Source organism: endosymbiont of Ridgeia piscesae (genome assembly GCF_001443665.1).
Classification (GTDB): Bacteria; Pseudomonadota; Gammaproteobacteria; order Chromatiales; family Chromatiaceae; genus Endoriftia; species Endoriftia persephonae.
Genome location: NZ_KQ557116.1, coordinates 47,830 through 72,937, shown reverse-complemented (window position 1 = coordinate 72,937; position 25,108 = coordinate 47,830). Strand labels below are relative to the sequence as shown.

Here is a 25,108-nt window from a genome sequence, read left to right as displayed (position 1 = left end):
GGATGCCGGCAGTGAGAGAGATCCTCTATGTGGTCAACGATGCGGATTTTTTCCTCTCCCATCGCTTGCCGCTGGCCCGGACGATGGCGGATGCCGGCTGGCAGGTGCATGTGGCGACTCCGGAGAGTCCGGCGGTGGAGACGATCGTCCAACAGGGCATGCGGCACCATCCGATCCGCATGAGCCGTCGCGGCATCAATCCACTTGGCGAGATCACTGCGTTTCGCTCGCTGCTGGCCCTCTATCGTGGGCTTCGACCGGATCTGGTGCACCATGTGACGATCAAGCCGGTCTTCTATGGCGGTATCGCGGCGCGCCTAGCGCGACTGCCGGCGGTGGTCAATGCTCTCACCGGACTCGGTTATCTCTACTCCCACCAGAGCCTGAAGGCTCGGCTGCTGCGCTTTGTTGTCGGGCGCGGCCTGAGGCTGGCCCTGAGGCATCGCAACAGCCGGGTCATCGTGCAGAATCCCGATGACGGCGAACAGCTGGAACGAGCGGGCATCGTTGCCCGCAACAGGCAGGTGCTGATCAAAGGCTCGGGGGTCGATATGCAGGCGTTTGCTCCCCGGCCCGAGCCGGACGGTAAGCCGCTGCTGATACTCGCCTCACGCATGCTTTGGTCAAAGGGGGTGGGGGAGTTTGTCGAGGCGGCCCGGCTGTTGAATCAGCGTGGCACCCAAGCGCGATTCGTTCTGGCAGGGGCATCCGACTCGGGTAATCCGGCGGCAATCCCGCAATCGCAGCTGGAGAGCTGGCACAGGGAGGGGGTGGTCGAGTGGTGGGGGCGGTGCACCGACATGCCTGGCGTGTTCGCCCAGGCCAACCTGGTCTGCCTCCCCTCCTGTTACGGTGAAGGGGTGCCGAAGGTGCTGATCGAGGCCGCCGCCTGCGGACGGGCGATCGTCACCACCGATATCCCCGGCTGCCGTGAGATCGTGCGTGATGGCGAGAATGGCCTGCTGGTGCCGCCTGGGGAGAGTGAGGCACTGGCGGAGGCGCTGTTGCGCCTGATCGCTGACAGGGAGGTGCGCCTGGCGATGGGGCGGCGCGGACGGGCGATCGCCGAGTCCGAATTCTCGCTGGAGGCGGTGGTGGCGTCGACAATGCAACTCTATCGCGAACTATGCACTGGCTGATCCCTCTCCTGGGGTTTCTTGGCAGCCTGCTGCTGACTGGGCTGATGCACCGCTACGCCCTGCGCCGCGGTCTGATGGACATCCCTAACGCACGCAGCTCGCATCTGGTGCCGACCCCGCGGGGTGGAGGACTGGCATTCGTCTCTAGCCTCATGCTGGCAGTGCTCGGTAGCTACCTGATGGGTGGATGGGCGTCACTCGGCGGCAGAGAGCTGGCCCTGGCGCTGTGGGGCGGCGGTCTGCTGATCGCCCTGCTGGGGTTTTGGGACGACCACGGCCATATCCCGGCCCGCTGGCGTCTCACCGGCCATCTGTTGGTGGCCGGCGGGGCGCTTGTCCTGTTGGGGGTGCCCGGATCGCTCGGGCTACCGGAGTGGCTGGCCTACCCGCTGTTTCTGATCGGCATCGTATGGCTGCTGAACCTGTTCAACTTTATGGATGGGATCGACGGTATTGCCGGCAGTGAGGCGCTCAGCGTCACCGGTGGCTCGATGCTGCTGATCGGCTGGCTCGGTATGGATTCAGTGCTGAGCGACTGGCTCGGGGTTGCGGCTGCGGCGACGGCTGGATTCCTGCTCTGGAACTGGCCGCCGGCGAAAATCTTCATGGGGGACGTAGGCAGCGGCTTTCTCGGCTATCTGTTGGCGATCTTCGCCCTGCAGAGCGCCAACATCGGGCTGCTGCCGATCTGGAGCTGGTTGATCCTGCTCGGCGTCTTCATCGTGGATGCCACCCTGACGCTGGCACGGCGATTTTTGGCCGGCGAGGCCTGGTACAGCGCCCATCGCTCACACGCTTACCAGATCCTGTCACGGCGTTGGCGGAGTCACCGCCGGGCGACCCTGGGGGTGTTGGTGATCAATCTTGTCTGGCTGCTGCCGCTGGCGGCGCTGGCGGCAGCACGACCGGCACTGGGGGTGGTGCTGACGCTGCTGGCCTATCTGCCGCTGATCCTACTGGGGCTGAAGATCGGGGCCGGGCGGCCTGAAAGTAACGGCTGAGCGCAAAGCCATCGGGGCAGCGGGCACGGCCCGCTCTATTTCTATTCTGGTTTGGTTCCTGCCATAGGGCGCCCCGTGGGCGCCAGGCCATCGCTGGTGGCGGGTATGGTTCGCCTTATGTCAGTACCGCCTGTAGTGCCATGACAATCGTCTCCTGATCCTCTTTGCTCAGGTAGGGGTGCATCGGCAGGCTGATCACTCGCTGTGAGAGCTTGAGGCTCTCCGGGGTATCCTCTGGCTGGCCACAGTCGGCGAATACCGGTTGGGCATTGAGCGGCACCGGATAGTGGATGGCGGTGGGGATCTCCAGCTCAGCCAGCTGCTTCTGCAACTGATCCCGGTCATCGGCCTGGATGGTGTACTGGGCATAGACGCTTGTATTGCCCTCGGTCAGGTGCGGTGTGGTGACGCCGGGGCACTGTTCGTTGATCAGGCGCGTGTAACGCCCACCAATCTCGGCACGCAGCGCCACCTCCTTCTTGAACTGTTCGAACTTGGCCAGCAGCACCGCTGCCTGGATGCCGTCGAGCCGGCCGTTGATGCCGAGCCGTGGGTGGTGGTAGCGGCGGTCCTGACCGTGGTCGCGGATCTCCCGCAGGGTTGTTGCTAGCTCTGCATCGTCGGTGAAACAGGCGCCGCCATCGCCGTAGCAGCCGAGCGGCTTGGAGGGGAAGAAGCTGGTGCAGCCGATGTTGGAGAGGCCGCAGGACATGCGCCCCTTGTAGCTCGCGCCGAAGCTCTGCGCGCCGTCCTCGATCACCGCCAGGCCGTGGCGCGCTGCGATCTCGTTGATCGCGTCCATATCGGCACACTGGCCGTAGAGGCTGACCGGCATGATGGCGCGGGTGTTGAGGGTGATTGCTGCCTCGATCAGGTTGGGATCGAGGTTGTAGGTCTGTGGGTCGATGTCGACAAACACCGGCACCGCACCGAGCAGGGCGATGGTCTCGCCGGTGGCGATGAAGGTGAAGGGGGTGGTGATCACCTCATCGCCGGGGCCGATGCCCAGCGCCATCATCGCCATCAGCAGTGCGTCGGTGCCGCTGGAGCAGCCGATGCAGTGCTCTACGCCCACATACTCCGCCAGGGTCGCCTCCAGCTCACGGACCTCCGGGCCCATGATGTACTGGCCGTGCTCCAGCAGAGTCTGGATGCGTTGGTTGACGTCTGCCTGAATCAGGCGATATTGGGCCTTGAGGTCGATGAACTGCATGGTCGTGTCCTACTCGCTGGGTGTCTTTTTTAATCGTGGCTGTGAAGCCAGGCGCGCAGCAGCAGCAGAGCGCCACCGCCGCTCAGCCCGGCGCCGATCATCAGGGAGAGGGGGGCGGATGCGATCATGCCGGGGCCGAATACCAGCAGCAGTGAACCGCTGACCAGCATCGCGCTGCCGCTCATTGTGCTGACGCTGCTGCGATGTTGCTGCTGCATCTCAAGCCGCAGTTGGCTGAGCTCCTCCGACTGCCACTGCAGGCTGAGCCTGCCGGCGGCGGCGTCGTCGATGATCTTGTTCAGGCGCAGCGGCAGCTCCGGTAGGTGCTCCGCCAGCTCCGGCAAGCTGTCGCGCAGCTTGCGCACAAATGCGCGCCGTCCGATCTGCTCGCTCATCCAGCGCTCGAGAAACGGCTTGGCGGTAGTCCAGAGATCCAGCTCGGGGTAGAGCATGCGCCCCAGCCCCTCGATATTCAGCAGGGTCTTCTGCAGCAGCACCAGCTGCGGCTGCACCTCCATGTCGAAGCGCCGCGCGGTCTGGAACAGCCGCAGCAGGAAGTGGCCGAAGGAGATCTCGCTCAGGGGCCGTTCGAAGATCGGCTCGCTGACGGTGCGGATCGCCGCCTCGAACTCCTCGACCCGGGTGGTTTTTGGTACCCAACCCGACTGCACATGCAGCTCGGCGACCCGCTTGTAGTCGCGGTTGAAGAAGGCGAGCAGGTTCTCCGCTAGATAGCGTTTGTCGCCCTCGGTGAGGGTGCCCATGATGCCGAAATCCACCGCGATATAGCGGCCGTTTGGCTCGACAAAGATGTTGCCCGGGTGCATATCGGCGTGGAAGAAGTTGTACTTGAAGACCTGGGTGAAGAAGATCTCCACGCCGCGCTCACCGAGCAGTTGCATGCTGATGCCCTGGGCGCGTAGCGCCTCCACATCCCCCACCGGGGTGCCGCTGATGCGTTCGATAACCAGCACATTCTGGCGCGCCAGATCCCAGTAGATCTCGGGTACGTAGAGCTCTTCACTGTTGAGGAAGTTGCGTCGCAGCTGAGAGGCGTTGGCTGCCTCACGCATTAGGTCGAGTTCGTCGAAGATAGTCTTCTCATACTCCTCGATCACCTCCACCGGGCGTAGCCGCCGGCCCTCTTTCCAGTACTTTTCCGCCAGCCGGGCGATGGTGAAGAGCAGATCCACGTCGCGGCGGATAATCTTCTCGATGCCGGGGCGCAGCACCTTGACCACCACCTGCCTGCCATCCTTGAGGGTGGCAGTATGCACCTGGGCGATGGAGGCGGAGGCGAGCGGTTTCTCCTCGAAGGCGTCGAGCACATCCTCGATCGGGTGGCCGAAGGCCTTTTCGATGATGCGCCGCGCCTCAGCGCCGGAGAAGGGCGGAACCCGGTCCTGCAGCTTGGCCAGCTCATCGGCCAGGTCGTCGGGCAGCAGGTCGCGGCGAGTTGAGAGGATCTGGCCGAACTTGACGAAGATCGGCCCCAGATCCTCCAGGGTGCGGCGGATGCGCGCCGGATAAGGGCCGCGGTCACGACGCAGCCAGTACCAGGGGGAGAGGTAGATGAGGAAGCGCAGCGGGCGGAATAGATGAGTCGCCAGCACTACCTCGTCGAGGCCGTGGCGCAGCAGTACCAGATTGATGTGGATCAGCCGCAGGGCCTGGGCGGGGCGGATCATTGATTGCTTCCTGCGAGCTGGCTGCGCAGCCGTTCGATACGGGCGCTGGCGCGCTCGGTATCGTCGCGCAGGGTGTCGATGTCGGCCAGCAGCGCATCGACTTCGTAGCGACTCGGCAGCAGGCGCAGCTCCTCCTGCAGATACTCCTGGGTGTTGAGCCGTGCGGTCTTGCCGCTCTGCCGGGCCCAGCTGAACAGGCCGCGGGTAAGGTTGCCGACCTCGTGGGCGATCAGGTCGCCGGTCAGATGGGAGAGCTGCTCCTCCCAGTCGATATCGAGCTCGGCGATGAAGTCACCGAAACGGTGGGCCAGGGCGCTGTCGCCCTCGATCTGCACCGCGCCCTGGAATAACTGTTCAGCGCTCTGCCGGCTGCCACGCATCCGCGCCAGGTCGAGCGGGGTGCCGCGCAATACGCAGTCGGGTTCGCCCTCGAATTCACTCAGTAGCTGAATCCCCTGAGGCTCAGGGATCAGCCACAGCGAAATGCCGAGGCCGAGCAGCTCAAAACGGATCACCTTGCCATGCATCGGTGCGAGGCGCTTGGGCGTCTCCGGATCGAGCCGGATCGCCTGGTTGATCACTCCCTCAAGGAGGGCGAAGGTAGCGGCGCTGACGGTCATCTGGTCTACTGCTTTGTGGCGGGCTGATTTAGAGTTTGTAGCCGCGATGGATGGCGACAACGCCGCCGGTCAGGTTGAAGTAGTCGCAGCGTTCAAATCCGGCGTGCTCCATCATCCCCTTGAGGGTCTCCTGGTCCGGATGCATGCGGATCGACTCGGCCAGATAGCGGTAGCTCTCCTCGTCTCCGGTAATGACCTTTCCGATCTTTGGCAGCAAGCTGAAGGAGTAGAGGTCGTAGAGCTTCTCCAGTGGCTTGTTGGTGGGTTTGGAGAACTCCAGCACCAGCAGTCGCCCGCCGGGGCGTAGCACCTTGTAGATGGCGTTGATGGCGAGCTGCTTGTCGGTGACGTTGCGCAGGCCGAAGCCGATGGTGACGCAGTCAAAGTGGTTCTCCGGGAAGGGCAGGTACTGAGCGTCGGCCTGCACATAGTGGAGGTTGCCGGCGCGCCCTTCGTTGAGCATGCGCTCGCGGCCCTGCTCGAGCATCGCCGCGTTGATGTCGGAGAAGATGACCTCGCCTTCGGCGCCGACGAGGCCGCTGAAGCGGGCCGAGAGGTCGCCGGTGCCGGCCGCCAAGTCGAGCACTCGCTGGCCGCGGCGTACCCCGGAGATCTCGATGGTGTGGCGTTTCCAGAGTCGGTGGACGCCAAATGACATCAGATCGTTCATCAGGTCATATTTGTTGGCGACCGAGTCGAACACGGCGCGCACCCGCCCCGCCTTCTCGTCTACGGCGACCTCTTCGTAGCCGAAGTGTGTGGTTTTCTCGTCTCTCATCTCAGTAAACTCAGGCGTTGGCGGCTCTGCGGAGGTCAGGGTTGTTTGCGCTGGTAGCCCGCTTCGTCGAGGCGGCGCAAATAATCTGTCCAGTTCTGCTCGCGCTGCTTGCCGAGGCGGTAGAGCGTTTCCCAGGAGTAGATGCCGGTGTTGTGTTCGTCATCGAAGTGGAGGCAGATGGCGTAGTTTCCCACAGGTTCGATGTGGGCAATGTTCACCTCTTCCTTGCCAACCTGCAACGTCTCCTGGCCTGGGCCGTGGCCCTGCACCTCGGCGGAGGGAGAGAAAACCCGCAGATACTCCGCCGGATATTCGAACTTCTCGCCGTCGTCGAAGCTGATCTCTAGCCGGCGCGACTGGCGGTGCAGGTGGATCTCGGTAGGAATCGGATGGGACATCACTGGTTACCTCGTAGCTGTTGAATCCGGCGTGGATTGTACCTGATGGCAGCGGCAGTTAATCCCGGTGTAGGGTTGGGTTGCCTGGCGCTTCTGTGATGGGAAGTCGATCATCGGGCTAGAGGATGTACTGGCTGAGATCTTCGTCGGCTGCCAGCGCGGCGAGCTGATCGTCCACATAGGCCGCGTCTACCGTAAAGTGCTCGCCAGCGTGCTCTGAGGCATCGAAGGAGATCTGCTCCAGCAGCCGCTCCATCACGGTGTGGAGGCGCCGTGCGCCGATGTTCTCGGTGTGCTCGTTGACCTGCCAGGCGGTCTCCGCAATGCGCTGGATGGCGTCGTCGGTGAACTCCAGCTCGACCTGCTCGGTGGCCATCAGCGCCTGATACTGCTCGGTGAGCGAGGCATCTGGCTCGGTGAGGATGCGGCTGAAATCCTCGGTGCTCAGCGCGCTCAGCTCGACCCGGATCGGCAGCCGCCCCTGCAGCTCCGGGATCAGGTCCGACGGCTTGGAGAGGTGGAAGGCGCCGGAGGCGATGAACAGGATGTGGTCGGTCTTCACCATGCCGTGTTTGGTGGAGATGGTGCAGCCCTCCACCAGCGGCAGCAGGTCGCGCTGCACCCCCTCGCGGGAGACATCGGCGCCGCCGTGTTCGGCCCGGCTGGCCACCTTGTCCAGCTCGTCGAGGAAGACGATGCCGTGCTGCTCCACCAGATTGATGGCGTGCAGCTTTAGATCCTCCTCGTTGATGCGCTTCTGCGCCTCTTCATCCTTGAGCACCTTGAGGGCGTCGCGGATGCGTAGCTTGCGTTTTCGCGAGCGGCCACTGCCCATGTTCTGGAACATCCCCTGCAGCTGGCTGGTCATCTCCTCCATGCCGGGAGGGGCCATGATCTCCACGCCCATCGGGGCGGCGCTGACCTCGATCTCGATCTCCTTGTCATCCAGTTCGCCGTCACGCAGCTTGGCGCGGAAGCGCTCCCGAGTCTGGCGGGAGACACCGCCGCTGCTGGCGCTCTCTTCCTCCCAGCCGCTCGGTTTGGGGGCAGGCAGCAGGACGTCGAGCAGACGCTCCTCGGCCGCTGCGCTGGCCTCGTCCTCGACCTTGGCGATCTCCTTTTCGCGAATCATTTTCACTGCCGAGTCGGCCAGGTCACGCACGATCGACTCCACATCCCGACCGACATAGCCGACCTCGGTGAACTTGGTCGCCTCGACTTTGAGGAAGGGCGCGTCGGCCAGCTTTGCCAGGCGGCGCGCGATCTCGGTCTTGCCGACCCCGGTGGGGCCGATCATCAGGATGTTCTTCGGTGTGATCTCGTTGCGCAGCGCCTCGGGCACCTGGGCCCGGCGCCAGCGGTTGCGCAGTGCGATGGCGACGGCGCGCTTGGCGTCGGCCTGGCCGATGATGTGTTTGTCTAGTTCGGCAACGATCTGTTGTGGGGTAATTTCCGACATAGTGGGTTAGTTCTCGCTGTCGAGCTCTTCTAGAATCAGGTTGTGGTTGGTGTAGATGCAGATGTCGGCGGCGATGTGCAGCGCTTTCTCCACCACTTCGCGGGCGTTCAGCTCGGTGTTTTGCAGCAGCGCGCTGGCGGCGGCCTGGGCGAAAGCGCCGCCGGAGCCGATTGCCATCAGGCTGTTCTCCGGCTCGATCACGTCGCCGGTGCCGGAGATGATCAGCGAGGCTTTGGCGTCGGCGATGCAGAGCAGCGCCTCCAGGCGGCGCAACATGCGGTCGGTGCGCCAGTCCTTAGCCAGCTCCACCGCTGAGCGGGTGAGGTGGCCGTGGTGCTTCTCCAGCTTCGCCTCGAAGCGTTCGAACAGGGTGAAGGCGTCGGCGGTGGCGCCGGCAAACCCGGCAATCACCTGTCCCTTGTAGAGCGAGCGCACCTTGCGCGCATTGCCCTTCATTACGGTGTTGCCTAGCGAGACCTGGCCGTCTCCACCGATGACGACCTTGCCGCCCCGGCGCACCGAAAGAATTGTTGTACCTTTGAAGGTTTCCACGTCGAGCCTGCATCTGACAGAAAGGAGGCTGATTGTACCCGAGGCGGGGAGGGGAAAAAACGGTGGGCTGGGATTTTGCGCCGGAATCTCTATCAATCTGGCTTGTCGCGGGCCAGATTCGAGCCAAATGGGTATGTGGGGGCGGTCTCAGGCAAGCAGGGCGAAGAGAAAACAGAGGGAGGAGAGGATGGCGAGGATGATGGCAGCCTGCTTACCGAGGGTAAAGTCGACTGAGTGTGCATTGCGGTTGCGCATCAGCAGGGCGCCGACCGCCATCAGAGCAAAAATAGCGCCAGTGATGTAGGCGGCGTCCGTGAGGAAGCCGAGTTTGAGGCTCGATGAGCCGCTGACCCCACTGCCGATGGTGACAAACTTGTTGGCAAGGGCGGGTTCTGCGACCAGCAGGGTCGAGACAATCAGCAGGAGCAGTAGAAAGCGTAGCCGAATCGGGTGGGTCATCTCATCTTCCTCAGTTGAATGCACAAAAGGTCCGGCTGGTGGTAGGGAAACTGAAGGTAATACGCGGTTATTTTTGCTTCTTCGCCCGCGGATGGGTTTGATCGTAGACCTGCGCCAAGTGCTGGAAATCGAGGTGGGTGTAGATCTGGGTGGTGCTGATGTTGGCGTGGCCGAGCAGTTCCTGCACCGCGCGCAGATCGCCGGAGGATTCCAGCAGATGGCTGGCGAAGGAGTGGCGGAGCATGTGTGGATGTAGGTTGTGCGGGCTGCCCTGCTGTCGTGACCAGTGACGTAGCTGCTTCTGGATGGTGGAACGGCTGATGCGCTGGCCGCGCACGCCGACAAACAGCGCTGGTTCGTCAACCGCCGCGAGCTGGGGGCGGACTGCAAGCCAGGCCTCAATGGCCTGCAGCGCCCTGCGCCCTACCGGCAGCCTGCGGGCCCGGGAGCCCTTGCCCATCACCTCAACCTCCGCGTCGGCCTGGTCGATCTGTCCCAGATCGAGGTCGATCAGCTCCGCCAGGCGCAGACCTGAGGAGTAGAAGAGCTCCATGATCGCCCGGTCGCGCAGGGCCACCGGCGAGTTATCGCTGATCTCCAGGAGCTGGCTCAGCTGGTCGGCATCGAGGGTTGCGGGCAGCCTGCGTTGTGCTTTGGGTGCGCGAACCCCCAGCGCCGGATTGTTGTCGACAGCCTGTTCGCGCAGCAGAAAGCGGTAGAGGCTGCGTAGGCTGGAGAGCTCCCGTTGCAGGCTTTTGGCTGCCAGACCCTGGCGGTGGCGCTGGGCGATGTAGCCACGGATCTGATTGGCGCTGAGATGCGACCAGTGGGAGATGCCCTGCTCATCGAGCCAGTGGATGAGCTGGCTTAGATCGCGCCGGTAGCTCGCCAGAGTATGGGGCGAGAGGCGGCGCTCATCACGCAGATGAAGTAGGAAGCGATCCACCCAGCACTGTAGCTCAGAGGCTTGGGCGGGGTCGGACATGACAGACTAGAGACCCGGCAGCGAGACCGCTTGCAGGGTGCGGCCGATCACGTCGCCGAGGCGAGCGAGGAAGTCGGTGCCGTGGTGGGGGGCGAAGCGATCCGCATCGCGGCTGCCGATTGCAAGTAGACCCAGCACCCCATCGCTGTTCAGCGGGATCAGCGCGGCGGAGGCGATATCTTTCCCCTCGGTGCCGAAGATGAAGGCCAGCTGCTCCTGCTCCAGCGTGCCGCAGACCGGTGCGCTTTTCTTGAAAAATGAGTCGAAGGTGGCGGAGAGTTTCGGGTTTTCTTCGCCATAGTGATCGGTCAGATGGGGGTTGGAGAAAAGGCGCAGCTCCACCGCATCGGCCTTGAAGTCGCCGTGTAGTTCGTCTTCCAGGGCGGTCAGCACCTCTTCGAAGGTGACAGCGTCGATCAGTGCCAGGGTCAGCCGGTGCAGCTTCTGCTGCAGCTGGTCGTTGTCGCGGCCCACCGCGATCAATTCGTCGAGCCTGGTCTGGTAGCCATGCACCTGGGTTCGCAGGCTCTCCACCTGGCGCTCGATTAGTGAGACTGCCGCACCGCTCTGGTGGGGAATCTCAAGCTCGCTGAGCGCCTCAGGGTGGCGGTTGAAGAAATCGGGGTGGTTTTTCAGATATTCGATCACAGCCGCTTCGCTCTCGAGGCTGGCGGGGGTGTCGGGTTGGTTGGCCTGTTGGCTCATAGTTCTATCTTCCCCTCAAACACAGTGACTGCCGGTCCGCTCATCAGCACGGGGTATTCTTCTCCTGGCCACTCTACCACAAGATCCCCTCCGGGGAGATTGACTTGGACCCGTTGATCGAGTAATCCCTGCAGCCGGCCGGCGACCACTGCGGCGCAGGCACCGGTGCCGCAGGCGAGGGTCTCACCGGAGCCGCGTTCGAACACCCGCAGCTGGATTTGATTGCGATCGATCACCTGCATGAAGCCGGCATTGACCCGCTGCGGAAAGCGCGGATGGTTTTCGATCAGCGGGCCGAGCCGCTCCACCGGGAAGCTATCTACCGAATCGACCAGCAGAACCGCATGCGGGTTGCCCATCGAGACAGCGCCGATCATCAGCTGCTCGCCTCCCACCTGCAGCGGATAGCTGGTGGCAATGGCGTCGGCCTGGAAGGGGATGGCGGTAGGGTCGAGGATCGGTTCGCCCATATCGACCTGGACCAGCCCGTCATCCAGCAGATTGAGGACGATCCGCCCCGAGGCGGTGCCGACCGGGATGCTGCGCTTCGAGCTCAGTCCCTTCTCGTGCACGAAGCGGGCGAAACAGCGCGCTCCGTTGCCACACTGCTCCACCTCGGAGCCGTCGGCGTTGAAGATGCGGTAGTGGAAATCGGTATCGGGCAGGCGCGGCGACTCCACCAGCAGGATCTGGTCACAGCCGACGCCGAAGCGTCGGTTGGCGATGGCACGGTACTGCGAGGCGCTCAGTTCGACGCTTTGGTTGATCGCATCGAAGACCACAAAGTCGTTGCCGATGCCCTGCATTTTGCTGAATCGGAGTTGCATCTGCCAAGGCTAGCAAGCCTGCGCCTGACTGCAAAGTGGAGCTGGATCGCCAGAGCCTCAGTCGGAGCTGGCGATCACCCCGGAGGCGGTCGCTAGCCCCAGTCCGACAATGAGGATTGCCTGTAGATTCTCCTCCAGTTGCTCCCGCTTTGCCCTCTCTGCAGCGCTGAGCTGGCTGTGATTGAAGATCATCGGGTTGATGCCGAGCATGGTCAGACGTGGTCCTTGCTGAGCGCTGTAACTCCAGTCGACCAGGGAGAGTTGGTGTGGTGATGGTTGTGATGAGTTTGAGGGGGTATTGGTCAGGGTGTGATGCAGAGAGAGGCCGATGCGGCTCTCCTGGCTGACGGGTCTGAGACCGTCGATGGGCAGTTTGAAGTAGAGCGTTGCGCCGGAGCTGCTTGGCAAGGGCTCGGTGACGGTCTGGCTGCTCCAGCCCAGTGCAATCAGCAGGAGGAGCCGGGTGAGTGGAGAAAAGCGTCGGGATGAGGCCATGGTCCAATCTTTTGCAGTTGCTGTGGGTGCAGAGAATATTAGCAGAGTAGGCGGGAGTGTCAGCCGGGTAGAAAGCCGCTGATGCTCAGGTGACGGTCGCTGAGATTGTGCACGCTGAGTGTGGTCAGCCCCCGCTCGTTCAACTGCTGCTGGACCTCATCGGGAGTAAAGGCGGCGCACAGTGAAGCACGGAAGTCGCGTTGTAGGATCTGGGGCTCGTTAGCAGCGTAGCGTTGCACCAGTGATTCCACCGTCTGTGGCGAGTTGGGGCGCCTCAAGTCCATGATGAAGATGGCGGCACCAGGGATGGCGGTGGATTGGATGGTCTGCCAGAGAATGTCGGGATTGTGCAGATGGTGCAGTAGCGAGTTGGAGAAGATCAGGTCGTAGGCCCGTTGTGGTAGCAGGGCGCTGGGCAGAGTGTCGCAGATCAGGTTTACACGCGCCTCGGTGGCGGGGTGGCGCTGCAGTAGTCGGCGGCCGTGGGCCAGCATCGCCTCGGCCCCATCCAGGCCATCTACCCGGCAGTCGTGCCAGTGGCGGGCGACATGCAGGGTGATGTCAGCCGGGCCGCAGCCCAGGTCGAGGGCATGATTGGGTGCTCGATCCCCCATGAGTGCCAAGAGCCTATTGAGAAAGAGCTGGTTGGGCTCCCTGAAATCGGCTTCGGCGTAGACCTTGGCCTGCGCCTTCTCATCCATCAGCTCGACGGGCTCCGGGATGCGTTTCACGGCAGCAGCTGTTCGCCCCGATAGAGATCGTCAAGGCTTTCGCGCCGGCGCACCAGGTAGTGCTGGTCACCATCCACCATCACCTCAGCGGCGCGTGGGCGGGAGTTGTAGTTGGAGCTCATGGTGAAGCCGTAGGCGCCACTAGAGCGCACCGCCAGCAGGTCGCCGGGGCTGAGGCTCAGCTCGCGGCCCTTGCCGAGGAAGTCGCCGGTCTCGCAGATCGGGCCGACCAGATCGTAGCGGGCGCGGTTGCCCTGGCTGCTGCGGTCGATCGGCACGATCTGCTGATGGGCCTGATAGAGCGCGGGGCGCAGCAGGTCGTTCATGGCGGCGTCGATGATGGCAAAGGGCTTGTGCTCGGTGGGCTTGAGGAACTCGACCCTGGTCAGCAGTACCCCGGCGTTGCCGGCGATGGCACGGCCTGGTTCCACCAGCAGTTCGTAGTCGCGATCGCCGAGGCGTTCTCCCAGGGCCCTGGCGTAGTCGGCGGGCTGGGGAGGCGTTTCATCCGTATAGCGGATGCCGAGGCCGCCACCCAGGTCGAGGTGTTGGATGGCGATGCCGTCGCTCTCCAGTTGCTCGACCAGCAGCAGCACCCGGTCGAGGGCGTCGAGGAATGGCGACAGTTCGGTGAGCTGGGAGCCAATATGGCAGTCGATCCCCTTGATCTCGATGTTGGGCATGGCGGCGGCCTGGCGATAGATTGCCGGGGCCTGCTGGATCTCGATGCCGAACTTGTTTTCCTTTAGTCCGGTGGAGATATAGGGGTGGGTTTGGGCGTCCACGTCGGGATTGACGCGGATCGATACCGGCGCACGTACGCTCATCTCGCCGGCGACCCGGTTGAGGCGTTCCAGCTCCGCTTCTGACTCGACGTTGAAGCAGCGGATGCCAACCTCAAGCGCACGGCGCATCTCATCCTCGCGCTTGCCGACGCCGGAGAAGAGCACCTTGGCCGGCTCACCACCGGCCGCCAGCACCCGCTCCAGCTCGCCCACCGAGACGATGTCGAAGCCGGAACCGAGGCGCGCCAGCAGATTCAGCACCGCCAGATTAGAGTTGGCCTTGACCGCGAAACAGACCAAGTGGCGGTGTGCACCGAAGGCGTCGTCGAAGGCGTGCCAGTGGCGCTCCAGGGTGGCGCGGGAGTAGACATAGCAGGGGGTGCCGTAGTGTCTGGCAATCTCGGTGAGTGGCACCTGCTCGGCGTAGAGCTGGTCGCCTTGATAGTCGAAATGGTCCATGGATCAGTGCTTCTTCTGGTCTGGTGCCTGGGTAGGCTGCTCGGTTGTAGGATCGACCTGTGGCTGTGCCTCGGGCGGTAAGTAGAGCGGGCCTTTCTGGCCGCAGGCGCTAAGCAGTAGGAGTGCCAGTAATCCGGCGATTAAATGTGGCATATTTATAGGTCGGGCCGCGCCCGACATTATCCTTGATTTTATAGATGATACGCGGCGGCCACGGGCCGCCCTATATCTGATGCGGGCTGGGTCAAAAGCCGCCGCTGTCGCCCTGGTAGAGATCGACCTCAATCCGTGGCGGCATCTGCAGATGGAAGCCTTGGCTGTGCAGATTCTGCATCACCTTGCCCACATCCTCCCGCGCCAGCTGGCGACCGGCATTTAGCTCCAGCTCCATCACCAACGTCGGTCTGCCAAAGCGTTTGAGCAGGGGCTCGGGCAGCTGTTCGAAGGCGTCCTGCTCGCGCAGGTAGAGATACATCTCCTGCTTGCGCGGGCTGCGGTAGATCCAGCAGTGGATGTTTTTCGCGCTCATGGATCAGCAGGGGTCAGGGGCAGCGGGGCCACCGGCTGCATCCGCCAGATGTCGCGATTGTACTCCTGCATGGTGCGGTCGGTGGAGAAACGGCCGCTGCGCGCGCTGTTGATGATGCTCATGCGAAGCCACTGCTCCTGGTCCTGATAGGCCTCGGCGGCACGCTGTTGGGCCTCCACATAGCTGCGGAAGTCGGCGGCGGTCATCCAAGGATCGTAGGGGTTACGGATCGACTCGATGATCGTGTCGAACCGCCCCGGTTCGAACTGGTTGAAGTAGCCGCACTCCAGCAGTTGCATTACCTGGCGGAAATCGGCGTCATTGTCGATAATCCGATTCGGATCGTAGTGCATGCGCTGCGTGTCGACCTCTGTCGCGGTCAGGCCGAAGAGGAAGAAGTTCTCCTTGCCGACCTCCTCCATAATCTCGATATTGGCGCCGTCGAGGGTGCCGATGGTGACTGCGCCGTTCATCATGAACTTCATGTTGCCGGTGCCGGAGGCCTCTTTGCCGGCGGTGGAGATCTGCTCCGAGAGGTCGGTGCCGGGGGCGATGATCTCCATTGCTGAGACCCGATAGTTAGGGATGAAGGCGACCTTCAGTTTGTCGCCGACATCCGGGTCGTTGTTGACCACTCGCGCAACGTTGTTGATCAGTTTGATGATCAGCTTTGCCATCACATAGCCAGGTGCCGCCTTGCCGCCGATCAGTACGCAGCGGTTGGTCCAGTTGGCAGTGTCGCCGGCGCGGATGCGATTGTAGAGGTGAATCACATGCAGAATGTTGAGCAGCTGACGTTTGTATTCGTGGATGCGTTTGACCTGCACGTCGAACAGCGATTCGGGGTTGAACTCCACGTCGCAGTCGGCCTTGACCATCGCCGCCAGGCGCTGCTTGTTGGTTTGTTTGATTTCGCGCCACTTGCGGCGGAACACGCGGCTGTCGGCGAGCTTTTCGATCTGGCTGATCTCGGGCAGGTTGGCGATCCAGCCGTCGCCGATGCTCTCGGTGATTAGTTCACGCAGGCCGGGGTTGCAGGCGGCAAGCCAGCGCCGCGGGGTGACGCCATTGGTTTTGTTGTTGAAGCGTTCCGGCCAGAGTTCATAGAAGTCGTGGAACAGGCCGGCGGTGAGCAGCTGGGTGTGCAGTGCGGCGACGCCGTTGATCGAGAAGCTGCCGACGATGGCGAGGTAGGCCATACGCACCATTGGCTCGTGTCCCTCCTCGATGATCGATATGCGGCGCAAGCGGTCAGTGTCGCCGGGCCAATGCTGCGCTACCTGGGCGAGAAAGCGGGCGTTGATCTCGTAGATGATCTCCAGCAGGCGCGGTAGTAGCTGCTGGAACAGGCGCACCGGCCAGCGTTCCAGTGCCTCGGGTAGCAGGGTGTGGTTGGTGTAGGCCATGGTGTGAGAAGTGATCTGCCAGGCGGTGTTCCAGCTCAGATGGTGCTCATCCATCAGTTGGCGCATCAGTTCAGCCACCGAGATGCTGGGATGGGTGTCGTTGAGCTGGAAGCAGTTTTTCTCGGCAAACTTGCTGAAATCCTGGTGGCTCTCGTGCCATTCGCGGATTACGTCCTTGATACTAGCGGAGGCGAGGAAGTACTGCTGGCGCAGCCGCAGCTCTTTGCCGTTCTCGCTGGCGTCGTTGGGGTAGAGCACCATGGTGATGTTTTCGGCGTCGTTCTTTTTCTTCACCGCCTCGGTGTAGCCGCCGGCGTGGAACTCCTCCAGGTCAAACTCGTCGGTGGCGGCGGCCTTCCACAGCCGCAGGGTGTTGACGGTATTGTTGCGGTAGCCGGGGATCGGGATGTCGTAGGGCACCGCCAGCACGTCGTGGGTGTCGACCCAGCGGATGTGCAGCCGGCCGCTGGCGTCGCGGCCCTGCTCGACGCGCCCGCCAAACTTGATGCGTTGCACATACTCGGGCCGCTCCAGCTCCCAGGGGTTGCCGTCGCGTAGCCAGTGGTCTGGATCCTCGATCTGCTGGCCGTTGGCGATGTGCTGGCGGAACATGCCGTATTCGTAGCGCAACCCGTAGCCGCGCACCGGCAGCTGCAGGCTGGCGCAGCTGTCGAGGAAGCAGGCGGCGAGCCGCCCCAGGCCACCGTTGCCGAGGCCGGCGTCGGGCTCGCTCTCACGGATCTCCTCCAGCGATACGCCTAGATCGTAGAGGGCTTTGTACGACTGCTGAGTGAGATCCAGGTTGAGCATGGTGTTGCTCAGAGCGCGCCCCATCAGGAATTCGAGTGAGAGGTAGAAGGTGCGTTTGCAATCGCTCTCTTCGTAGGCGCGACGGGTGGTCTTCCAGCGCTCGATGAGACGGTCGCGCAGTGCCAGCGCCAGTGCTTTGTAGGGGTAGTGGCTCGATTTGCAGTGGTCGTCGCGACCGAGGGTGTGAGCGAAATAGCGGCGAAAGTCATCCGCGATCGCCTCGATCTCCATGCCCAACGGCGGCAGTTCGGTGATTTTGCGGTTGGTTGGATCACACTGTTTCAGTTTGGGGTGGCCTTTTTCTGACATGGCTTGACTGCACCAATATGCTTAATGAATCGCGTATTATGCAGCGGTCTCTGGTGCTAAACCAGAAACTATGTCACCGGTAAGGGATTGCATGTATCACAGTTGTTAGGGCTGCTTCTCAGTGATGCCGAGGTTGCCGGAGAAGCCAGGGCTGGCGCCTTCCGAGAGGCGGATCTTCAGCGACAGGTTGTTGCGTGAGTCGGCGTGGGTGAGGGCCTCCTCCAGGGTGATCCGCTCCTCCCGGTAGAGCTTGTAGAGCGACTGGTCGAAGGTCTGCATGCCGCGTTCTGTGCCCTGTTCCATCGCCTCTTTGATGCCGTGGATGTCGCCCTTCTGGATCAGCTCAGAGATGTAGCTGGTGAGTAGCAGGATCTCTACTGCCGGCAGGCGCTGGCCGTTGACGTTGCGCACCAGGCGTTGTGAGATCACCGCCTTGAGGTTGAGTGAGAGGTCCATGTAGAGCTGCTGCCGGGCGGTGTCGGGAAAGAAGTTGATGATCCGGTCGAGGGCCTGGTTGGCGTTGTTGGAGTGCAGGGTGGAGAGGCAGAGGTGGCCAGTCTCGGCGTAGGCGATGGCGTATTTCATCGTCTCCATGTCGCGGATCTCGCCGATCTGGATCACGTCAGGAGCCTCGCGCATGGCGTTCTTCAGGGCGTTTTCATAACTGAGAGTATCTATGCCCACCTCGCGCTGGTCGACGATCGACCGCTTGTGGGTGTAGAGGTATTCGATCGGATCCTCGATGGTGAGGATGTGGCCATACATGTTCTGGTTGCGGTGCTCGAGCATCGCCGCCAGGGTGGTCGACTTACCCGAACCGGTGGCGCCGACCACCAGGATCAGGCCGTGCTTCTGCAGGATCAGATCCTTCAGGATGACCGGCAGATTGAGCTGTTCCACCGGCGGGATCACCCCTTTGATGTAGCGGATCACCATCGCCACATCGCCGCGCTGTCTGAAGACATTGACGCGAAACCGCCCCAGTTTGCTGATGGAGATGGCCATATTGCACTCCAGTGTCGCCTCGAACTCGTGTATCTGGTCGTCTGACATCACCGAGTAGGCGAGCTTGCGCACCTGGCCGGGCTGCAGCGGGGTGGAGCCGATCGGACGGCAATCCCCCTCGGCCTTGAGGTTGGGTGGTGCGCCAGTGCTGAAGAAGAGATCCGAGCCGTTTTTCTGCACCATGAGTTTCAGATAGGGGACGATATCCATCAAAGGTTCCTTGTTGCGGTGATTGAGGCTGGCGGGGGAGGTATCGCTTCCCTATAGTGCCTTGCTGTCCCATGCTTATCGGCGGTTTTTCTCTGGAGTGTAGGAGATTTTTTCATGCAGCCATCACTAATTCGACTGAGCGGGCTGAGCATCTATCCGGTGAAATCCCTCGGCGGGATCGATCTGCAGCGTAGCGAGCTGGACAGCTTTGGGCTGCACTACGATCGCCGTTGGATGCTGGTGGATCAGGCCGGTCACTTTCTCAGCCAGCGGCGTCTGCCGCGTATGACCCTGATTCAGCCGGCAATTGAGTCGGATCGGCTGCTGCTGCGGGCCGATGGTCAGCAGCCGTTGTCACTACCGCTGCATCCTCAAGGGGATGAGTGGATCGAGGTGCAGGTCTGGGAGGATCGTTGCCGGGGGCTGGTCTGTAGTGCGGAGGCCGATCGGTGGTTGAGTGAGTTTCTGGAGACCCCCTGCCGGCTGGTCTACATGCCCGACTCGACCCGCCGCCAGGTCGATCCTGACTACGCTCTCAGCTCAGACCACACCGCCTTCTCCGATGGCTTTCCGCTACTGCTGATCTCGCAGGCCTCGCTGGATGATCTCAATCGGCGTCTGCCGGTTGCGCTGCCGATGCGCCGTTTTCGTCCCAATCTGGTGGTCGATGGCTGCACGCCCTATGCGGAGGACCGGTGGCGGCGGATCCAAATCGGCGGGGTGGATTTTAGGGTGGTGAAACCCTGCTCTCGTTGCGTTATTACCACCATCGATCCGCAGAGTGCGCAGCGCGGAGAGGAGCCGCTGAAGACCCTGTCCGGCTATCGTCGCCAGGGCAATAAGGTGCTTTTCGGTCAGAATCTTTTACACAATGCTGAGGGCGAACTCGCCTTGGGGTTGCCGGTTGAGTTGCTGGAGGTGAGTGGTGAATGAGTCAGAGGCGATCCTTGCCTGCAGGCAGTGGGTGGAAGAGGTGGTGGTGGGGCTTAATCTCTGCCCGTTTGCGGCCCAGCCGATGAGTCAGGGGCGGGTGCGTTTCCACGCCACCCGGGTGGATCAACTGGAGGCGATCTACCAGAGTTTTTTGCAGGAGCTGGATCAGATCAACCGCCTCGATGAGGCGGAGGTGGAGACGGTGCTGTTTATCATTCCCAGAGGTCTGGAGCGGTTTTCAGACTACCTGGAACTGTTGACGCTGGCGGAAGATGCGATCGCCGAGGCGGGGCTGGAGGGGCTGTTTCAGCTCGCCAGCTTCCATCCTGACTACCGTTTTGAAGGGACCACAGCGGATGATCCGGCCAACTACACCAATCGTTCACCCTATCCGATGATCCACGTCATTCGTGAGGTGCCGCTGTCACGTGCCCTGGAGAGTTATCCCAACCCGGAGCAGATTCCCCAGCGCAACGTGCAGTTGCTGCGTGATATGGGTATTGAGCGGGTGCTAGCGCAACTCGCCCACTGTTTTGTGGGGGAGGAGGATTAGTTGTAGATCGCGGTGATGCGCCAGCGCTCGCCGTCGCGGGTCAGGCGCGCGTGTACCGGGTTTTCACCCAGCTCGCCGATACGCAGCAGCAGGCTGTTGGGGCCGTCAAAAAAGGCGTAGTCTAGCTGGTTCAGCAGACCGCCCTGACGGGGGTCCGGATTGTGGGAGCGGAGCTGATGCATCGCCCACTCCAGGTCGACCATCTGGTCGATGGCACCGCTGCCGAGTCGCTGGATGCCACTCTGCAGCCATTCGACGAAGCTGCCAGAGACCTCGCCGATGCTGCTTTCCATCTCTTTGTTCATCTTGCGATTGATCTCGGCCCGCACTGTCTGCAGATCCACCAGTTCGGCAAGCCGCGCCCGGTCACTTTGTTGCAGCGCCTGGTCGAGTTGATAAAGGGTGGTGAAGGGCCAGACAAGATAGGCGATCAGCGCCAGTAATAGCGTGATGAAGAGCGTTTTCATGGGATCGGGGAAGTTTGTGACGGAGATGGAATGGGAGGCTCGGCGACCGCCGGGCCTCCCTGATCAGCAGGGCACGGATCAGTAGCGACCGCGACCACCACCACCACCGCTGTTGGTGCGGGGCTTGGCTTCGTTGACACGCAGGCTGCGACCGCCCAACTGGCTGTCGTTGAGGCTATCGATGGCGCTCTGTGCGGCGCTGTTGTCAGACATTTCGACAAAGCCGAAGCCGCGGGAGCGACCGGTCTCACGGTCCATAATAACCTTGGCGCTGTCTACCGCGCCATAGGGAGCAAAAAGCTCATGCAACTCATCATCGGTGGTGTTCCAAGAGAGGTTTCCAACATAGATATTCATTTCCAAAGCTCACTGAAAAAATGCATTTGAGAAAATAACAACGCCACCAACCAATCAAATGCAAAATCAATCGATAGCTCCGGTCGGGGAAAACCTCAACTCGGTATCTCCCGCACACCGCGGTGTATGGGTACTTTAGTCGGTTTCTTGCAATTGTGCAGCCTCTAATTGCTCTCCAATTGCAAACCAGTCGGTCTCTATTGCTTGGAGTTGGCGATCGACCTCGGCTTTCTCGGCAAGCAGCTGTTTTAGATCTTGTTTTCTATCCTCCTGATAGAAACCCGTGTCGGCCAGCGAACTCTCCAGGATGGACTGGCTGGCCTGCAGGCGTTCCATCTCCTGTTCGAGCTTCGTCATCTGGCGTTTGAGCGGCTGCAGCTGGCGCCTCCGCTCGGCCTCGGCACGTTTGCGGGCGCGGCGCGCCTCGGCGGTATGCTCTCCCTCGCTGCGGCTGTTTCCATCCGACCCCTGTTCCCGCCGCTGCGCCGTCAGCCAGGCGGGATAGGCCTCCAGGTCGTCATTGAAGGGTTCGGCGCGCCCGCCGTACACCAACCAGAGGCGGTCGCAGGTGATGCGCAGCAGGTGACGGTCGTGGGAGACCAGCACCATCGCCCCCTCAAAATCCTGCAGCGCCTGGCCGAGGGCGTGGCGCATCTCCAGATCGAGGTGGTTAGTGGGCTCGTCGAGCAGCAGCAGGTTGGGGCGTTGGTAGACTAATAGTGCCAGCACCAGGCGCGCCTTTTCGCCGCCGGAGAAGGGTGCGACTGGCTCCAGCGCGCGCTCACCGGCAAAGCCAAATCCGCCGAGAAAATCCCGCAGAGACTGCTCGCTGGCCTTGGCATCAAGACGTTGCAGATGCTGCAGTGGGCTGGCGCGCAGGTCGAGCTGCTCCAGCTGGTGCTGGGCGAAGTAGCCGATCTTCAGCTCTTGGGCGGGCAGTAGCTTGCCGGCCAGAGGGGTGAGCTCGCCGGCCATTAGCTTGATCAGGGTCGATTTGCCCGCGCCGTTGGGGCCGAGCAGGCCGATGCGGTCGCCCGGCTCGAGGGACAGTCCGATCTTCTGCAGCAGCGGCTGCTGGTTGTAGCCGGCGTTGACCTTTTCGAGTTGCAGCAGCGGGTGAGGGTTGTGTTGCGGTGCGCGGAAGGCGAAGTGGAACTGAGAGTCGACATGGGCCGGGGCGATCAATTCCATGCGCGCTAGTGCCTTGAGGCGGCTCTGGGCCTGGCGCGCCTTGGTGGCCTTGGCGCGGAAACGATCCACATAGCTGCGGATGTGGGCGATCTCGCGCTGCTGTCTCTGATGTTCGGCCTGCTGGTTGGCGAGGCGTGCGGCGCGGATCTGCTCGAAGGCGGAGTAGTTGCCGCTGTAGAGGCTGGCAGTCTGCTGCTCCATGTGCACCACATGGTCTATGGTCTGGTCGAGAAAGTCCCGGTCGTGGGAGATCAGCAGCAGGGTGCCGGGGTATTTTTTCAGCCAGCCTTCGAGCCAGATCACTGCATCCAGGTCGAGGTGGTTGGTGGGCTCATCGAGCAGCAGCAGATCGGAGCGGCACATCAGCGCCTGGGCCAGATTGAGGCGCATGCGCCAGCCACCGGAGAAGTGGGAGAGCGGTTGTTCCATCTCGTTGGCCGCAAAGCCAAGCCCGTAGAGTAGTTGGCCGGCGCGCCCCTTGGCGCCGTAACCGCCGATCGTCTGTAGTTGGTCGTGCAGTTGCGCCTGGCTGGCGGCGTCGTGACTCGCCTCAGCTTCCGCCAGCTCCGCCTCGATGCGGCGTAGCTCCTGGTCACCGTCGATGACATATTCGATGGCGGCGCGCTCGAGCGCCGGGGTCTCTTGGGCGACATGAGCGATCTCCAGCCGAGGCGGCTGCTCAAGCTCCCCTTCGTCGGCCTGCAACTGGCCGAGGATCAGGCTGAACAGGCTCGATTTGCCGCAGCCATTACCGCCGGTGATGCCGATCTTCCAGCCAGCATGCAGGGTGAATTGGGCGTCGGCGAACAGCAGTTTGCTGCCGCGGCGCAGCGTCAGATGGTCGAATCGCAACATGGCGCGGAGTGTACCAGTGCCTCGGGTTAAACGGCAGCTGTATCGCGACGGTCGAGGCGTCGCAGGGTGATCGCCTCACTGATGTGGTGGACGCCGATCTGATCCGCCTGATTGAGGTCGGCAATGGTGCGGGCTACTTTGAGAATGCGGTGGTAGGCACGCATCGAGAAGCCGAGACGCTGCATCGCGCGCAGCAGCAGCTGATGGCCGGCCGGATCCGGGGCTGTGTGGCGCTCGAGCTGACGGCCGGCCAGTCGGCTGTTGGTGGTGCCCTGACGATCGAGTTGACGTCGGCGGCACTGCTCGACTCGCTGGCGTACCTGCAGGCTACTCTCTTCGCCATCGATGTGGCGCTGGAGTAGCAGGCGCGGGTCGGGGCGGGGCACCTCCAGTTGCAGGTCGATGCGGTCGAGCAGTGGCCCGGAGATGCGGGCGCGGTAGCGGCTGATCTGTTCTGCGCTGCAGTGGCAGCGATCGGAGCCATCCCCGAGATGGCCGCAGGGGCAGGGGTTCATAGCGGCAATCAGCTGGAAGCGGGAGGGGAAGCTGGCCTGGCGGGCGGCACGGGAGATGGTGATCTGGCCGCTCTCAATGGGTTCGCGAAGCACCTCCAATACCCGGCGCTCGAATTCCGGTAGCTCGTCGAGGAACAGCACGCCGTTGTGGGCCAGTGAGATCTCGCCTGGTTTGGGGTTGCTGCCGCCGCCTACCAGGGCCACCGCGGAGGCAGTGTGATGGGGGCTGCGAAATGGACGCTGGCGCCAGTTGCGTGGATCAGGTTCGTTGCCACTGATGGAGTGCAGCGCGGCGGTTTCCAGTGCCTCGGTCTCGGAGAGTGGCGGCAGGATGCCAGCCAGGCGGCTGGCGAGCATCGACTTGCCGGTGCCGGGCGGACCGATAAACAGCAGTGAGTGGTTGCCGGCGGCGGCAATCTCCAGGGCGCGCTTGGCCTGCGGTTGGCCGATCACCTCGGCGAGATCGGGGGTTGTCGGTTCGATGGTGGTCGGTGGTGCGCCAGGCTCATCTGAAGCGAGCGGCTGTGTCCCTGTGAGGTGGCCGCAGACTGCCAGCAGATGCTCGGCAGGGAAGGCTTGCAGCCCCTCCACCAGCTGTGCCTCAGGCAGGTTGGTGCGCGGCAGGATCAGCTGATGCTGTGCCGATCTGGCGGCGATGGCTGCGGGCAGTGTGCCGCGGACTGGCCGCAGCTCGCCGGAGAGGGCTAGTTCGCCGAGAAACTCATACTCTTGCAGAATGTTTTTCGGGAGTTGCCCGGAGGCGGCAAGGATGCCGAGGGCGATAGGCAGGTCGAAGCGGCCGCCCTCCTTGGGCAGGTCGGCGGGGGCTAGGTTGATGGTGATGCGCCGTGCCGGGAACTCGAAGCCGCTATTGAGCAGCGCGCCACGCACTCGCTCCTTGCTTTCACGCACTGCCATCTCGGGCAGGCCGACGATGGAGAGCGCGGGCAGGCCGTTGGCCAGATGGACCTCGACGGTGACCAGAGGGGCCTGGATACCAACCTGGGCGCGGCAATAGAGGATGGCCAGTGACATGCCTACCTTCCTTGGTAGTGGGTGGGGTGAGGTTAAGGCGCCTCTGAATGAATTTGGGCCGCAAGGCTGCTCGCCCAGCCTCGTTCAGAGGCTCCTAGCTGCGCTTGGCGATCTGCGCTTCCAGCTCCCTGATCTCAGCTTCCAGCCGGCTCAGTTTCTCGCGGGTGCGTGTCAGTACTGCGCGCTGTACGTCAAACTCCTCACGGGTGACCAGATTCATGCGGGTCAGCCCCGCCTCTAGGGTGGCGCGAAGATTCTTCTGCGGGTCCGCCTGCAGGAGCTGAATCCCCCCGGGGACGCTGCCGGCGAGGCGTTCAGCCAGCTCATCGATAAGTTTAGGGTCGAACATGCGCACACCTTAGCCCAGCGGGCGTTTTGTTGTCCAGATAGCTGCTTCACTCTCCGGCCTCTAATGCATCAATTTGGTGCGAGGCGGGGATGCGCGCCCTGTCACGGTGCCGCATCTTGGTGCGACGCATTTTGCGTGATGCGGAGAAAAAATAGAAATAGATGTATAACGTATTGTTTATGCAGATGTTTATCGAATTGGCACGGTTTCTGCTAAAAGTGGCTGTAAGCGGGAACCTCTGGTTTTTTGCGCTGAACAAATACAACTCACTACAAACGGCAAGAGATTTT

Annotated in this window: 27 protein-coding genes; 4 read left to right on the top strand and 23 right to left on the bottom strand. The window is 62.4% G+C overall.

From position 1 onward, the window contains the following. The first annotated feature begins 2 nt into the window (after positions 1–2). Together Ga0074115_RS01515 and Ga0074115_RS01510 are read left to right on the top strand one after the other, a co-directional pair. On the top strand, positions 3–1,139 hold the full coding sequence (locus Ga0074115_RS01515; protein WP_057956134.1) for a glycosyltransferase family 4 protein: 1,137 nt from the start codon (positions 3–5) through the stop codon (positions 1,137–1,139). Then, positions 1,127–2,140 (top strand): MraY family glycosyltransferase, encoded by a 1,014-nt coding sequence (locus Ga0074115_RS01510; protein ID WP_060528136.1) that lies wholly within the window; start codon positions 1,127–1,129, stop codon positions 2,138–2,140. Before Ga0074115_RS01515 ends, Ga0074115_RS01510 begins: the two co-directional genes overlap by 13 nt. Before the next feature lie 115 nt (positions 2,141–2,255). Here Ga0074115_RS01510 and Ga0074115_RS01505 read toward each other — a convergent pair whose 3' ends face one another. From Ga0074115_RS01505 to Ga0074115_RS01425, 18 genes are all read right to left on the bottom strand, one after another. After that, positions 2,256–3,353, bottom strand: a complete 1,098-nt coding sequence (locus Ga0074115_RS01505) for a DegT/DnrJ/EryC1/StrS family aminotransferase (protein WP_057955678.1) — start codon at positions 3,351–3,353, stop codon at positions 2,256–2,258. Positions 3,354–3,382: 29 nt separating this feature from the next. Further along, the gene (gene ubiB, locus Ga0074115_RS01500) at positions 3,383–5,041 is read right to left on the bottom strand and encodes a ubiquinone biosynthesis regulatory protein kinase UbiB (protein ID WP_005966322.1); all 1,659 of its coding nucleotides are present in this window, start codon (positions 5,039–5,041) and stop codon (positions 3,383–3,385) included. Beyond that, positions 5,038–5,661 carry a ubiquinone biosynthesis accessory factor UbiJ gene (locus Ga0074115_RS01495; RefSeq protein WP_057955679.1) on the bottom strand — a complete coding sequence of 208 codons (624 nt, stop codon included), beginning with the start codon at positions 5,659–5,661 and terminating at the stop codon, positions 5,038–5,040. Before Ga0074115_RS01495 ends, ubiB begins: the two co-directional genes overlap by 4 nt. Positions 5,662–5,689: 28 nt before the next feature. Beyond that, positions 5,690–6,439 carry a bifunctional demethylmenaquinone methyltransferase/2-methoxy-6-polyprenyl-1,4-benzoquinol methylase UbiE gene (ubiE, locus tag Ga0074115_RS01490; protein ID WP_057955680.1) on the bottom strand — a complete coding sequence of 250 codons (750 nt, stop codon included), beginning with the start codon at positions 6,437–6,439 and terminating at the stop codon, positions 5,690–5,692. A gap of 35 nt (positions 6,440–6,474) precedes the next feature. Then, on the bottom strand, positions 6,475–6,837 hold the full coding sequence (locus tag Ga0074115_RS01485; RefSeq protein ID WP_006475159.1) for a gamma-butyrobetaine hydroxylase family protein: 363 nt from the start codon (positions 6,835–6,837) through the stop codon (positions 6,475–6,477). A gap of 118 nt (positions 6,838–6,955) precedes the next feature. Then, a complete protein-coding gene (gene hslU / locus Ga0074115_RS01480; RefSeq protein ID WP_060528135.1) occupies positions 6,956–8,296 on the bottom strand; it encodes an ATP-dependent protease ATPase subunit HslU in 1,341 nt (446 codons plus the stop codon). 6 nt (positions 8,297–8,302) lie between these two features. Continuing rightward, positions 8,303–8,848 (bottom strand): ATP-dependent protease subunit HslV, encoded by a 546-nt coding sequence (gene hslV, locus Ga0074115_RS01475; protein WP_005965472.1) that lies wholly within the window; start codon positions 8,846–8,848, stop codon positions 8,303–8,305. 147 nt (positions 8,849–8,995) lie between these two features. Continuing rightward, complete coding sequence (locus tag Ga0074115_RS01470; RefSeq protein WP_057955682.1) at positions 8,996–9,307, bottom strand: hypothetical protein; 312 nt, start codon at positions 9,305–9,307, stop codon at positions 8,996–8,998. A gap of 67 nt (positions 9,308–9,374) precedes the next feature. Then, positions 9,375–10,292 (bottom strand): tyrosine recombinase XerC, encoded by a 918-nt coding sequence (xerC, locus tag Ga0074115_RS01465; RefSeq protein ID WP_057955683.1) that lies wholly within the window; start codon positions 10,290–10,292, stop codon positions 9,375–9,377. 6 nt (positions 10,293–10,298) lie between these two features. Next, positions 10,299–10,997 (bottom strand): DUF484 family protein, encoded by a 699-nt coding sequence (locus Ga0074115_RS01460; RefSeq protein WP_057955684.1) that lies wholly within the window; start codon positions 10,995–10,997, stop codon positions 10,299–10,301. Beyond that, positions 10,994–11,824: a diaminopimelate epimerase gene (dapF, locus tag Ga0074115_RS01455; protein WP_057955685.1), complete on the bottom strand. Its 831-nt coding sequence runs from the start codon at positions 11,822–11,824 to the stop codon at positions 10,994–10,996. Before dapF ends, Ga0074115_RS01460 begins: the two co-directional genes overlap by 4 nt. Positions 11,825–11,881: 57 nt before the next feature. Continuing rightward, a complete protein-coding gene (locus tag Ga0074115_RS01450; RefSeq protein WP_057955686.1) occupies positions 11,882–12,319 on the bottom strand; it encodes a hypothetical protein in 438 nt (145 codons plus the stop codon). Positions 12,320–12,378: 59 nt separating this feature from the next. Next, entirely contained in the window at positions 12,379–13,050 is a 672-nt protein-coding gene (locus Ga0074115_RS01445) for a class I SAM-dependent methyltransferase (RefSeq protein ID WP_057955687.1), read from the bottom strand. After that, positions 13,047–14,294: a diaminopimelate decarboxylase gene (gene lysA / locus Ga0074115_RS01440; RefSeq protein WP_057955688.1), complete on the bottom strand. Its 1,248-nt coding sequence runs from the start codon at positions 14,292–14,294 to the stop codon at positions 13,047–13,049. The genes Ga0074115_RS01445 and lysA overlap by 4 nt, the downstream gene beginning before the upstream one ends. A gap of 3 nt (positions 14,295–14,297) precedes the next feature. Next, the gene (gene lptM, locus Ga0074115_RS15580; protein ID WP_101841465.1) at positions 14,298–14,447 is read right to left on the bottom strand and encodes an LPS translocon maturation chaperone LptM; all 150 of its coding nucleotides are present in this window, start codon (positions 14,445–14,447) and stop codon (positions 14,298–14,300) included. A gap of 91 nt (positions 14,448–14,538) precedes the next feature. Then, complete coding sequence (locus Ga0074115_RS01435; protein ID WP_057955689.1) at positions 14,539–14,823, bottom strand: YcgL domain-containing protein; 285 nt, start codon at positions 14,821–14,823, stop codon at positions 14,539–14,541. Next, complete coding sequence (locus Ga0074115_RS01430) at positions 14,820–17,348, bottom strand: glycogen/starch/alpha-glucan phosphorylase (RefSeq protein ID WP_060528134.1); 2,529 nt, start codon at positions 17,346–17,348, stop codon at positions 14,820–14,822. The genes Ga0074115_RS01435 and Ga0074115_RS01430 overlap by 4 nt, the downstream gene beginning before the upstream one ends. A gap of 105 nt (positions 17,349–17,453) precedes the next feature. Beyond that, positions 17,454–18,563 (bottom strand): PilT/PilU family type 4a pilus ATPase, encoded by a 1,110-nt coding sequence (locus tag Ga0074115_RS01425; protein WP_057955690.1) that lies wholly within the window; start codon positions 18,561–18,563, stop codon positions 17,454–17,456. A gap of 114 nt (positions 18,564–18,677) precedes the next feature. On the opposite strand from Ga0074115_RS01425, the gene Ga0074115_RS01420 reads away from it, so the two are divergent. Both Ga0074115_RS01420 and Ga0074115_RS01415 read left to right on the top strand, forming a co-directional pair. Next, positions 18,678–19,496 carry an MOSC domain-containing protein gene (locus Ga0074115_RS01420; RefSeq protein ID WP_057955691.1) on the top strand — a complete coding sequence of 273 codons (819 nt, stop codon included), beginning with the start codon at positions 18,678–18,680 and terminating at the stop codon, positions 19,494–19,496. Further along, complete coding sequence (locus Ga0074115_RS01415; RefSeq protein WP_198295024.1) at positions 19,489–20,049, top strand: DUF1415 domain-containing protein; 561 nt, start codon at positions 19,489–19,491, stop codon at positions 20,047–20,049. The genes Ga0074115_RS01420 and Ga0074115_RS01415 overlap by 8 nt, the downstream gene beginning before the upstream one ends. On the opposite strand, the gene Ga0074115_RS01410 is transcribed toward Ga0074115_RS01415, so the two are convergent. The 5 genes from Ga0074115_RS01410 to Ga0074115_RS01390 form a co-directional block, all read right to left on the bottom strand. Then, positions 20,046–20,516, bottom strand: coding sequence for a DUF2939 domain-containing protein (locus Ga0074115_RS01410; protein WP_057955693.1), 471 nt, complete (start codon positions 20,514–20,516; stop codon positions 20,046–20,048). The genes Ga0074115_RS01415 and Ga0074115_RS01410 overlap by 4 nt on opposite strands. Positions 20,517–20,594: 78 nt before the next feature. Further along, a complete protein-coding gene (locus Ga0074115_RS01405; RefSeq protein ID WP_057955694.1) occupies positions 20,595–20,873 on the bottom strand; it encodes an RNA recognition motif domain-containing protein in 279 nt (92 codons plus the stop codon). Positions 20,874–21,008: 135 nt separating this feature from the next. Further along, entirely contained in the window at positions 21,009–22,919 is a 1,911-nt protein-coding gene (locus Ga0074115_RS01400) for an ATP-binding cassette domain-containing protein (protein WP_057955695.1), read from the bottom strand. Positions 22,920–22,945: 26 nt separating this feature from the next. Further along, complete coding sequence (locus Ga0074115_RS01395; RefSeq protein WP_057955696.1) at positions 22,946–24,469, bottom strand: YifB family Mg chelatase-like AAA ATPase; 1,524 nt, start codon at positions 24,467–24,469, stop codon at positions 22,946–22,948. A 94-nt stretch (positions 24,470–24,563) separates the two neighbouring features. Further along, entirely contained in the window at positions 24,564–24,818 is a 255-nt protein-coding gene (locus Ga0074115_RS01390; RefSeq protein ID WP_057955697.1) for an accessory factor UbiK family protein, read from the bottom strand. Positions 24,819–25,108 lie beyond the last annotated feature (290 nt).